This is a genomic window from Vibrio sp. YQ_11 (assembly GCF_043103065.1).
GTDB lineage: Bacteria > Pseudomonadota > Gammaproteobacteria > Enterobacterales > Vibrionaceae > Vibrio > Vibrio parahaemolyticus.
In genome coordinates this window covers 281437-293204 of record NZ_JBICJM010000006.1, presented here as the reverse complement: position 1 = coordinate 293204, position 11768 = coordinate 281437, and the positions used below count along the sequence as shown (strand labels likewise).

Sequence of the window (11768 nt, the reverse complement as noted above, 5' to 3'; positions counted from 1 at the left end):
TGAAAAGCTCTTTGATAAGTAGCGATTCTAACCTCCTATACTGCTGTTAGGGAGAGAATTTGACGATCATTCTCACATTCTCTCTGCTTTATCTTTGATCATTTGGTTTTATTGAGCAAAAATCTGTTTTGCAAACGTTCCCGAAAATTTCGCAAGCTCAGATAATAATCCAATGGGGTATGAAATGAATTATCCGGCAGTAGCAAAAGAGTTGTTAACTCTATTAGGTGGTAAAAGCAACATCACCGCACTTGCACATTGTGCGACACGCTTACGCCTTGCCGTTGCAGATGAGCAAAAAATAGATGAACAAGCGATTGATAACCTTGAAGGGGTAAAAGGGCAGTTCAAAGTTGCGGGTCAGTACCAAATCATTTTTGGATCAGGCATCGTAAACCAAGTTTATGCAGAAATGGCGAAGTTGACGGGTATGAGTGAAATGTCCACCAACGACGTTGCGTCTGCTGGCGCAGAGAAACAAAACATCGTTCAGCGCGCAGTGAAGGGGCTGTCTGATATTTTCGTCCCAATCATTCCAGCAATCGTCGCTGGCGGTTTGTTGATGGGTATTTACAACCTACTGACTGCCCAAGGCTTGTTTATTGATGGTAATTCCTTGATTGAGGCCAATCCAGGACTGACAGACTTGGCGAACATGATCAACACGTTTGCAAACGCGCCGTTTGTTTACCTGCCTATTCTGCTGGCATTTTCAGCCAGCAAGAAGTTTGGCGGCAACCCATATTTAGGGGCAGCGCTAGGTATGTTGATGGTTCACCCTGACTTGCTGAATGGTTGGGGATTCGGCGGCGCATCTGTGTCTGGCAACATTCCGGTTTGGAATATTCTTGGTTTTGAAATCCAAAAAGTGGGTTACCAAGGTTCAGTGTTACCGGTTTTGGTATCGGCATTCATTCTTGCGAAGGTTGAGCTAGGCTTACGTAAAGTCATACCTTCTGTTTTAGACAACCTTTTAACGCCATTACTGGCGATTTTCATAGCGGGTTTGCTGACGTTTACTGTCGTCGGTCCGTTCACGCGTGATATCGGTTTCCTATTGGGTGATGGTCTGAACTGGCTATACAACACAGCTGGCTTTGTTGGTGGTGCGGTATTTGGTCTTATCTATGCTCCGTTTGTTATTACTGGTATGCATCACAGCTTCATTGCGATTGAAACGCAACTTCTTGCGGATATTGCGACGACAGGCGGCACCTTTATCTTTCCTATTGCGGCGATGTCTAACGTTTCTCAAGGTGCTGCAGCGTTGGCGGTGGGCATAATGAGTAAAGATAAGAAGATGAAAGGTATTGCGATTCCATCGGGTGTCACGGGTTTGCTGGGTATTACAGAACCAGCCATGTTTGGTGTTAACTTAAAACTACGTTACCCATTTATCGCGGCAGTTTGCGCTGCGGCGTTATCGAGCGCGTTCATTACAATGTTTAATGTGAAAGCTCAGGCATTGGGTGCAGCAGGTCTTCCAGGCATCATTTCCATCACGCCAGATAAGATTGGTTACTACATCGCGGGTATGGTGATCGCGTTCTTGACCGCATTTGTTCTCACCATTGTTCTTGGTATGCGTGACCGCGCTAAAGTCGGTAAAAAAGCAGCGGCTTAATCTGAACTCCTTAAGGGTGGAGTCCCCCAAAATCCACTTCTTTTCCTAAATGTTTGGGGTGCTAGCCAAGCACTAATGGCTTGGCTAGCCTTTTTCAATTTTTACTTGGTAGTGAAGGTGTTCAACACGTTGGACTATCAGGGCTTTAATTTTAAGGTAAGCAAGATGAATCAAGTGTGGGTAACTGGTGATGCTGTTGTCGATCTAATACCGGAATCTGAGACTTCTTTACTCAAATGTCCCGGTGGTGCACCAGCGAATGTCGCCGTAGCAATTGCTCGTCTATCTGGTAAGAGTGCGTTTTTTGGACGTGTGGGTGATGACCCATTTGGTCGCTTCATGCAATCAACGCTGGATCAAGAGGGCGTGTGCACGGAGTTTCTCGTTAAAGATCCTGAGCAAAGAACATCAACAGTGGTGGTGGATTTAGACGATCAAGGTGAACGCAGCTTTACGTTTATGGTAAAACCGAGCGCTGATCAGTTTATGTCTGTTGAAGATATTCCTAACTTTAAGCAAGGTGACTGGCTGCATGTTTGCTCGATTTCACTGGCAAATGAGCCAAGTCGAAGTAGCACATTTGAGGCGATCAAAAGAGTAAAAGCCGCTGGTGGTTTCATTAGCTTTGACCCTAACTTGCGTGATGAAGTGTGGCAAGAACAATCAGAAATCCAAGCTGTCGTAATGAAGGCTGTAGCGATGGCTGATGTGGTTAAGTTCTCTGAAGAAGAGCTTTTGTTCTTAACTGACTCAACATCGATAGCGCAAGGTTTAAAACAAATAGCCGCTATGAATATTGCTTTGGTCTTGGTGACACAAGGTGCGAAAGGCGTTTGGCGCGTCTTTGAAAGCCAGAGTGAGCTGATCACTGGTCAAGTCGTTAGTCCGGTTGATACTACAGGGGCTGGTGATGCTTTTGTCGGAGGGCTACTGGCATGTCTGTCTCAACATGACGATTGGAAAAATCATCTTATTGTTAGCTCTGCGATTCAATGGGCAAATGGCTGTGGTGCATTAGCGACGACGCAAAAAGGCGCAATGACTGCGCTTCCGACCCAGACAGAGTTGCTGCAATTTATTGGGCAATGATCTTCAGATCCAATTTCAGTTGAGAAAAATTATGAGCTTAAACAACCGTTGGACTGTAGAGCAAAGGTATCGCCGACTTGAGCAAATCCCTCAGTGTGATATCGAAGAAATGACACTTTCACGTCAGCAAGATAAAGGCTTTCCTAGTTTTCATATCGCCCCTAGATTTGGGCTGTTAAATGACCCAAATGGGTTGTGCTATTTCAATGGTGAGCACCACATCTTTTACCAGTGGACGCCAGTGGGACCAGTCCATGGAATGAAGTATTGGTACCACCTTTCTACTAAAGACTTCATCCATTTTACTGATCATGGTGTTGGTCTTCATCCCGACCAAGACTACGATTCACATGGTGTTTATTCGGGTGGCGCTTTGGTGGAAAACAACAAGGCTTTGCTGTTTTTTACTGGCAACAAGCGTGACCAAAACTGGAACCGAATTCCAACACAGTGCTTTGCCACCATGGATTCAGACGGCAACATTGAAAAGCATGGTGTGGTCATTGAGAACGAACATTACACGGAGCACTTTCGTGACCCAAAAGTTTGGAAGAAAGGCGACGATTATCTGATGGTGGTGGGTGCTCAAACCAAAACTGAGCATGGTTCAATGGCGCTCTATCAAAGCAAAGATTTGAAAACGTGGCAGCATAAAGGTCCTATCAAGACCAAGTTTTCTGACCTTGGGTACATGTGGGAGTGTCCTGATTTCTTTGAGATTAATGGTCAATCGGTGATGCTGTTTTCTCCACAGGGTGTGAGCAGTAGTAATCCTTATGATTTCAAAAACATCTATTCTGTCGCGTATATCGTGGGTGATCAGTTGAACCTAGAGTCGATGATTTTAGAAAACCACCAAGATATTTTGCAGCCAGATTATGGGTTTGATTTCTACGCCCCACAAACCTATTTAGATGAGAATGGGCGTCGCATTCTTATTGCATGGATAGGGTTGCCAGAAATCGACACACCATCGGTCACACACCAGTGGGCAGGAATGTTGTCTCTTCCTAGAGAACTAACGTTGAAAGATGGTTTTCTTGTTCAAACTCCACTCCCTGAGCTGAAGAGTTTAAGAAAAGAAGAGGTGGTCTTTGCACAATCCCATACACTGGAAAGCACCAGTTGTTTGATACAATTAGACCTTGAGGGCGATGGCTTTGAACTTGAGCTGAGTAACCTCAAAGGTGACAACATCGTCTTTAGTGCGACAGAGCACGAGTTTATGCTGGACCGTCGTCATATGTCTCATTTATACGCAGAAGAATTTGGTAGCATTCGAAAAGCACCAAGATTGGACGCTAAGCAGAAGATTGAGATATATATCGACAATTCTGTCATCGAGATTTTCATTAATGGTGGCAAACACACGATAACCAGTCGTTTCTTTATTGATGACTTAAATACGGTAACGTTGAGAGGGTTGGAGCAAGCAAGGCTTTTCCCTTTGAAAGGCATCACTGGTTTGTTTGAATCAGCTAAGTAACGGTTTCGATTACAAAGATATTAAAACGCCCTTCATTGATTCAGTGAAGGGCGCTTTTCTTTTTAACTATCTAACCTAACTATCTTTCACGTACGTAAGTATTCTGAACCAAAGTATCTAACACTACTTCGCTCTTAGTGACTGTAAAGTTAAGCGGTTGTTCTAAATCACCAAACAGAGATGTGCCGCCGAGTTGGGCTTACTCATTATTGTTAGCATCTCGAACCTAACTCACATTAACACAACGTTTTTCCTTATAGCGTGAAAGAAAATCCCATAACCAAAGGTTCTAATTAAGTGAAAGGTCAGGACTTTTATTTGAAGATTCCGACCTAATATCTTGATTATGCCCTGCCAATTTAAGGTGGGGATTTTTAAGCATTGCTGCTGGTAACGATTTGAACCAGCCTACAGGTGCATTCAAACACGATAAGGAATAACAATGGCTAACGAATACACACCACCAAGAGTTTGGACTAACGACAGTGAAAATGGCGGCCAATGGGCAAGCATTAATCGTCCCGACTCTGGCGCACGTCACGAGCAAGAGTTGCCAGTTGGAGAGCATCCATTCCAGCTTTACTCAATGGGGACTCCTAATGGTCAGAAAGTGACGATCATGTTTGAGGAGCTTTTGGCGGCAGGCGTAACAGAAGCAGAATACGACGCGTATTTGATCAAGATTGGCGATGGTGACCAATTTGGTTCTGGCTTTGTAGCAGTAAACCCAAACTCTAAAATTCCGGCGCTGGTTGATCGCTCAGGTGATGAACTTATCAACGTGTTTGAATCGGGTAACATTCTTTTCTACTTGGCAGAAAAGTTTGGTCACTTCTTACCAACAGAAGGCGCGAAGCGTGCCGACGTAATGAACTGGCTATTTTGGCTGCAAGGTTCTGCACCATACTTAGGAGGCGGTTTCGGTCACTTCTACGCGTACGCGCCAGAGAAATTCGAGTACCCAATCAACCGCTTTACGATGGAAGTTAAGCGTCAACTGGATGTACTGGACAAACGTCTGGCAAACAACGCCTTTTTAGGTGGTGATGAGTACAGCATTGCCGATATCGCAACTTGGCCGTGGTACGGTAACTTAGTGCTGGGCCGCGCATACGATGCAGCCGAGTTTTTAGATGTGGAGGGCTACAAAAACGTTGTGCGTTGGGCGAAAGCGATTGATGAGCGAGAAGGTGTTAAACGTGGTCGTATTGTTAACCGCTCTTGGGGTGAAGAGTGGGAGCAACTAGCTGAGCGCCACAGTGCTGCAGACATTGATAATGTTTTGAAGCTGAAACCTTAAACGAAAAGATGTTAAGCGCACCATTAAAGGTGCGCTTTTTCGTTCCTCAATATTCTCTACTAAGACCTAAATATCATTAATAGATAGGTCGTATGTTTATTGATTATGTATTTTTCAATAATAGTAAACTGCGTATATTGATATCATCTAAATCTATAAATGGTAAAGTCGATATTATTTATTTTTGTCTTTATTGATAATAGCCAGTTATGAATTTTAGTTTTTAGTTTTATAACTGATTAATTGCTAATTAACCTTTGACATATCCTTTGTTTTTGTATGGAATATGCACAATTTCGTCTTACGCTTTTCTAATTAATAGTCATAAAGTGTTAACTATATGCATCTCAATACATTATGAGATGAAAGCGTATTTCTTAAATGAAAAAGAGCCAAACCATATCTAAGTAGGGGCTATTAATTCCTTTCATTAATTTTTATATGGAATAATGACCTGCTTCGTCATGACGGAATAAAGCTCAAGTGTATGTTATTCATGTCATTAAAGAGGGTATTTATGATGTCGTCGTTTAAGGCGTATTGGGTAGGAGTACGCGATCGAATTGCCACCCAAATTAAGGATAACCATTGTTTGGAATCCCTAGTGGTAAAGAAACAGCGTATCAATCTAAACAATAGTGGTTTATCGTTTAGAGCGAAAAGTGGGTGTTTAGTCCCTCATTGCTATACTCAATTTATTGATCCAGAAAATAAAAGTTCCAAAAAAATACGTAAGACATCATTGAGTTTTAAGAAAGGGAAGTTGTACTTTTCTTCGCTTTCTGACTGAATGAAAGAAAATGAAAATTAAAAATTTCACGATGTTTATTTAAGGTAAAAATATCCGAAATCATAAATTTTATTTAGGGTTATTATAAATATAATTAACCAGTGCCTAGTTTTATCTTCGATATTTTTTATTTTATTTGTCGTCAATAAAATAAATCCCAATTTTTGTGTATCACGTCTCTATTACTCTGGTATTGACGCGAAGCTAACAAGATAAAACGCAAGGTGAGTAATATAAGCGCAACTGAAGATCTTGGATTATCCGATTTTCATTACCCCTAGTTTTTCAGCTCTGTAATTATTGGGTTGAATTGTCCTTTTAAGCCCGCACAGGTACTCTCCCTGACATCACCGTTTGTGCGGGGGCTTTTTCATATTTTGAACGATTTGTTTTAGATGATCTGCTTATCTGTATCTAGAAATGTGAGTTCTCGCTGTCATTGACGTGGGGCCGTTCTTTCGTGATCTCGTTTGGGTATCACATGTGTGGGCGGAAAATTTCTACTCATATCTCATTCTTCTCGACAAACATTGAGTAAAGGTAACGAATCGTAACATTGCTGCTGTAACTGTATGGCGTTTCAATATACTCGACTTAGTTTGTAAGCCACAGATTGCTAATAAGATTAGATGTCACTATGAGAAAAATTACCTTATTCAACACGACTTTCCTTACCGGCCTTGCTACCTTCTCTCACTTTGCCTTTGCTGCACCTACTGTTGTCCCTAATGCACCTGAACTAAGCTCCCGCGGTTATGTACTGATGGACTATCACACAGGTAAAGTGTTGGTAGAGCGCGATGCAGACAAGCGATTAAACCCAGCGAGCTTAACTAAGCTGATGACTGCTTATGTTGCAGGACAAGAAGTAAACGCTGGCAATATCAGTCTCGATGATCAAGTTGTCATTAGTCGCAACGCTTGGGCGAAAAACTTCCCAGATTCTTCCAAAATGTTCATCGAAGTAAACACATCTGTGTCTCTGTCTGATTTATATCGAGGATTGGTGGTTCAGTCAGGAAACGATGCTAGTGTTGCCATTGCAGAGCACGTCGCTGGCAGCGAAGCAGGCTTTGTTAGCTTAATGAATAGTTGGGCGAGTCAACTTGGTTTGACGAATTCCTCATTTACTAACCCTCACGGTTTAGATAGCGATGGTTTGTATTCAACACCGCATGATATAGCTAAGTTGGGTCAAGCAATCATTCGTGATCTGCCAGATATTTATCCGATGTACAGTGAAACGTCTTTTACGTACAACGGTATTACTCAATATAACCGGAATGGTTTACTTCGTGATCGCAGCATGAACGTTGACGGGATGAAAACGGGCTATACCAGTGGTGCAGGTTACAGTTTGGCTACGTCAGCCACCAATGGCGACATGCGCCTTATCGCAGTTGTCATGGGGGCGAAGAGCCAAAGTGTGCGTGAATCAGAAAGTAAGCAACTTCTTAGCTACGGTTTTCGATTCTACGATACTTTGATGCCAACGGCCGCAGGAACTGATATCGCAAACGCTCGCGTTTGGATGGGGCAAAAGGATGAGTTAAAAGTTGGTGTGAACCGCGATGTTTATCTCACTCTGCCTAAAGGTGACGTAAACAAACTTAAAGCGGAAGTGGAATACAACGGTGATTTACTTGCGCCAATTGCTCAAGATCAGGTAGTTGGTACTTTGCTATACAAAGTGGATGGAAAAGTCGTGAAAGAGACCGAGCTAGTTGCACTCGAACCAGTGGAAGAAGGTGGGATTTTTAAACGTATTATGGATTGGTTTAAGCGACTGGTAGCAAGCTGGTTTTAAAGGTTTTTTATAAAATCAATTTACTAAGGCGGCCTAAATGGTCGCCTTAGTTTTTTGAACAACTCGTAATGTCCAAAGAAGCTAAAACGTGTTGTTATTCTTGCTCTCCCATCGCTTTTTATTAAAAACGACGTCAAAGAATAACGATGCCGTAGCTTTCGATATTGGATGTGATCCCAATCCTCACAAATCGTTGTTAGTCCAAGCCTTCAGTGATGTTTTTGCACAACCATTTGTGCGTGATGGGTATGAGAGAAAACAAACCAGAACAAAAATGGAGTGACACGTGCACAAGATTTTATCTTTGACATTGATTTTTTCGCTCATGGGCTGCGCTATGCCTCATCAACCTGTCGATAATGGGCAGTGTGTGGGTGTGATGTCGTCTCAAGATGCATACGGCTACCTGAATCCCAACCACTACACCATGCAGGTACTAGCACTGAAGAAAGAAAAAGATGTGAAAGAATACATTCGCTATATCGACCCTAAACACCCTGTATGGGTTAACTGGAAAAATAGCCGAGGTACACGTTGGTATACGGTGACAGCTGGTGATTTTAAATCGAAGCAAGAAGCCTACAATGCGCTTTCGTCGCTGCCAAGCCACGTGAAGCAGTCATCTCCGTTTGTACTGACTTTTGCAGAGATGCAACGTAAGCAACAAACTAGTGTCGTGAGAATGCGCTAATCGCCTGAAAAAAACGGAAGCTTGAGCTTCCGTTTTGTGTTTTCTTAAAGTGCTGCAAGAATGGTTTCTGCATTACTTACTTCAAATTCACTTGGCTTTTCAACGTTAAGTGTTGTTACTACGCCGTTTTCAATGATCATTGCGTAACGTTGTGAGCGAACGCCGCCAAAGCCGCCAGTATCCATTTCCAAGCCTAGCGCTTTAGTAAAGCTAGCATCACCGTCACCTAGCATCAAAATCTCAGAAGCGTTTTGAGCTTCACCCCATGCGTTCATTACGAATGCATCGTTCACCGCCACACAAGCAATTAAATCAACGCCTTTTGCTTTTAATTGATCTGCGAGTACTACGTAGCCTGGTAGGTGAGCTTCTGAGCAAGTTGGAGTGAATGCGCCAGGAACCGCGAATAACACCACTTTCTTGTTCGCGAACAGTTCGGTCACATCGTGGTTGACCATGCCATCGGCAGTCAGTTCACTTACGGTTGCAGAAGGTAGTGCTTGGCCTTGTTGAATCATGATTTTCTTCCTTTATTAAGTGCTTTGTTGAGCTTTTTCAGTCTAGCGCTTAAGTCCCGTTTTAACCACAGAGGGTTTGTAAGGGTATACCGCATTACATCGATGAATGTTGTGCAACATATTGTTCGACTTTATGACGATATTGAGCCTTCAACTCGTTGTCGATGAAGCTTGCATCGATAGCGTTGAGCGTGAATTTCGCCAGTTCTTCTTTGCTCATGGGATGTGCTTGATTCACTGCAAGGAAGTTATCGGTCATGTAGCCACCAAAGTAAACGGGGTCATCAGAGTTAATGGTTACCGCCACGCCTTTACGCAGAAGTTCTACGATGTTGTGTTGTCCCATTTCATCAAACACGCAAAGTTTGATGTTAGACAGCGGGCAAACGGTCAGTGGCATTTTGGTTTCAATTAGAGATCCCACTAGAGCTTCATCTTCTACGCAGCGAACGCCGTGATCAACGCGGCTCACTTCCAACATTTCAATCGCGTCGGTAATATTTTGCGCTGGTCCTTCTTCTCCGGCATGTGCCACGGTAAGCAAGCCTGCCTCTTTCGCTTGCTGGAAGACACGTAAAAACTTAGCTGGTGGATGGCCTTTTTCTGATGAATCTAGCCCCACACCAATGATTTTATCGCGATGCTTTAAAACAGATTGCAGTGTTTCCATCGCGCTTTCTTCTGACAAATGACGAAGGAAACAAGCGATGATTTGCGATGTGATGCCTAATTTTTCGCGGCCATCTGTCAGCGCTCTAGAAATGCCGTTGAGTACGGTGTCGAAGTCAATGCCACGTTCAGTGTGAGTTTGCGGGTCGAAGAATATCTCGGTATGAATCACATTGTCTGCTTTGCAATGCTCCAAGTATTCCCACGTTAGGTCATAAAAATCTTGCTCTGTGCGTAAAACATTTGCGCCTTGATAATAGAGGTCGAGAAAAGATTGCAGATCTTCAAATTGGTATGCCTCTCTCAATTCGATTGGTGACGAATAAGGAATATCTATGCCATTGCGCTTGGCAAGTTTAAACATGAGTTCTGGTTCGAGTGAACCTTCGATATGTAAGTGCAGCTCTACTTTTGGAAGACCTTGAATAAATGCGTTCATATTCCACCTTATGTGTATTGTGGATGCAGTTACTCTAAGAATAGGTATAGATAGGAATAAATCGAACGCTATCACAAAGAGTAAGATCCACAGTGATCTCAACTCTTCGTAATCAGCACTTTGCGGGAACTGGTAGAGACCCCCAAACCATATCATTGGGGTTATACGAAGCAAACGCTTGCGATTATACGTAAATTTATCAATATATCTAGACCCGTCAGAAAATGAGAGTGCGATACGTTTTTAGAGCTTGATAGATATCGAGTGGATGTTCGAATTTGGATTGTTTTTCAGCGCACACTAAAGTTGGCTTACAGTGATGAAGCAAAGCGTGAAGCTTAAGATGAAGAAAAATTTGGGTGTGGAAAAGGTTATTTTAAGAAGTGTATTTTTGGCTAAGAGATAGCAAACTGATTGGAAAGCGGAGTGGAAAGGTAGGTGGCGGTTACCTTTGCACAACAAGCTTGAAGAGGTAGGAATCAGAGTTAAAGATCAAACATTTTATCAAACGCTCTTTGCTCCATAATATCTTCGATACGGCGGCGCGTTCGTTGTTTTACAGCGGCAGCATTTTCCTCAGATTCTTTCTTTTCCTTATCAATTTGCTTTTTACTTTTTCTAGCCATTGGATATCTTCCAAAATATTGATGAGAATTATTAATGCCTTAAAAAAGCATTATTTGATAATAAAACTTCCTAACTTTGAACCTGAGTCACATAGAATAGTGCCTGAGCAGGTTTTTTCACAATATTGGAAGTCAATCAGATGACTACGATATTGAAGTTTTGGCAATATATGTCGCTTCAGTATATCGCTATTCAATTGATATATTTTAGCTCTCCAAGTGGTTTTAGGTTGATGTAAATTAAATTCAATTTCTAACATTTATTCTCCTGTTTTTTGACGATTTTTTCTTTGTTAAGTAATTGATACCAATGCCTTTGACGGCCTGTTCTTCTTGAGGACATGATTTTTCCTTTAAATAATAAGTTAAGCGGTACTGACCCATTTATTTTGGGTAGCACTAAGCAATGCCTGAAATTAGGCTGAGTTTATGTTGAGAGGATATTTTTTGAAGGAGAGAGATTTGGTGCAGCATGGACATGCTGCACCAAGAAAAGCAGTCTTATAGAGGAGTAACTTCAGTCGCTTGAGGACCTTTTTTACCTTGCTCTACGTTGAAGCTTACTTTCTGACCTTCATTCAGTGTTTTGAAACCGTCAGCAACGATAGCGTTGAAGTGTACGAATACATCTTGGCCGCCGTTGTCTTGAGATAGGAAACCAAAACCTTTAGTTTCGTTGAACCATTTTACTGAACCAGTTACTTTAGCAGACATAAAAACCTCTGAATT

General features: G+C 42.4%; 11 protein-coding genes, 1 pseudogene and 1 riboswitch. Of the genes and pseudogenes, 6 read left to right on the top strand and 6 right to left on the bottom strand.

Annotation, left to right across the window (positions count from 1 at the left end):
• Positions 1-184: 184 nt before the first annotated feature.
• The 3 genes from ACF8EG_RS03765 (at position 185) to ACF8EG_RS03755 (ending at position 4199) form a co-directional block, all read left to right on the top strand.
• Positions 185-1624, top strand: a complete 1440-nt coding sequence (locus tag ACF8EG_RS03765) for a sucrose-specific PTS transporter subunit IIBC (RefSeq protein ID WP_025796071.1) — start codon at positions 185-187, stop codon at positions 1622-1624.
• A 165-nt stretch (positions 1625-1789) separates the two neighbouring features.
• Positions 1790-2713 (top strand): aminoimidazole riboside kinase, encoded by a 924-nt coding sequence (locus tag ACF8EG_RS03760; protein ID WP_069504840.1) that lies wholly within the window; start codon positions 1790-1792, stop codon positions 2711-2713.
• A 31-nt stretch (positions 2714-2744) separates the two neighbouring features.
• Positions 2745-4199 (top strand): sucrose-6-phosphate hydrolase, encoded by a 1455-nt coding sequence (locus tag ACF8EG_RS03755; RefSeq protein WP_045546239.1) that lies wholly within the window; start codon positions 2745-2747, stop codon positions 4197-4199.
• A 79-nt stretch (positions 4200-4278) separates the two neighbouring features.
• On the opposite strand, the pseudogene ACF8EG_RS03750 reads toward ACF8EG_RS03755, so the two are convergent.
• Positions 4279-4389: pseudogene (locus ACF8EG_RS03750) on the bottom strand (dihydrofolate reductase); the annotation flags it as partial.
• A gap of 252 nt (positions 4390-4641) precedes the next feature.
• Between ACF8EG_RS03750 and yghU the strand changes: the two are divergent.
• The 3 genes from yghU to ACF8EG_RS03735 all read left to right on the top strand — a co-directional run bounded on the left by yghU (position 4642) and on the right by ACF8EG_RS03735 (position 8787).
• A complete protein-coding gene (yghU, locus tag ACF8EG_RS03745) occupies positions 4642-5499 on the top strand; it encodes a glutathione-dependent disulfide-bond oxidoreductase (protein WP_045546238.1) in 858 nt (285 codons plus the stop codon).
• Positions 5500-6926: 1427 nt separating this feature from the next.
• Positions 6927-8096 carry a D-alanyl-D-alanine carboxypeptidase family protein gene (locus ACF8EG_RS03740; RefSeq protein ID WP_005463363.1) on the top strand — a complete coding sequence of 390 codons (1170 nt, stop codon included), beginning with the start codon at positions 6927-6929 and terminating at the stop codon, positions 8094-8096.
• A gap of 286 nt (positions 8097-8382) precedes the next feature.
• A complete protein-coding gene (locus tag ACF8EG_RS03735) occupies positions 8383-8787 on the top strand; it encodes an SPOR domain-containing protein (protein WP_069504838.1) in 405 nt (134 codons plus the stop codon).
• Positions 8788-8831: 44 nt separating this feature from the next.
• Here the strand turns inward: ACF8EG_RS03735 and ACF8EG_RS03730 are convergent, their stop codons facing one another.
• The 5 genes from ACF8EG_RS03730 to ACF8EG_RS03710 form a co-directional block, all read right to left on the bottom strand.
• Positions 8832-9305 (bottom strand): peroxiredoxin, encoded by a 474-nt coding sequence (locus ACF8EG_RS03730; RefSeq protein ID WP_005477269.1) that lies wholly within the window; start codon positions 9303-9305, stop codon positions 8832-8834.
• A gap of 94 nt (positions 9306-9399) precedes the next feature.
• The gene (locus ACF8EG_RS03725; RefSeq protein ID WP_069504836.1) at positions 9400-10413 is read right to left on the bottom strand and encodes an adenosine deaminase; all 1014 of its coding nucleotides are present in this window, start codon (positions 10411-10413) and stop codon (positions 9400-9402) included.
• A gap of 89 nt (positions 10414-10502) precedes the next feature.
• Positions 10503-10602: riboswitch (purine riboswitch) on the bottom strand.
• Between the two features lie 296 nt (positions 10603-10898).
• Positions 10899-11039 (bottom strand): PA3496 family putative envelope integrity protein, encoded by a 141-nt coding sequence (locus tag ACF8EG_RS03720; protein ID WP_005463370.1) that lies wholly within the window; start codon positions 11037-11039, stop codon positions 10899-10901.
• Between the two features lie 50 nt (positions 11040-11089).
• A complete protein-coding gene (locus tag ACF8EG_RS03715; protein ID WP_021484467.1) occupies positions 11090-11299 on the bottom strand; it encodes a hypothetical protein in 210 nt (69 codons plus the stop codon).
• 241 nt (positions 11300-11540) lie between these two features.
• A complete protein-coding gene (locus tag ACF8EG_RS03710; protein ID WP_069504832.1) occupies positions 11541-11753 on the bottom strand; it encodes a cold-shock protein in 213 nt (70 codons plus the stop codon).
• Positions 11754-11768: the final 15 nt, after the last annotated feature.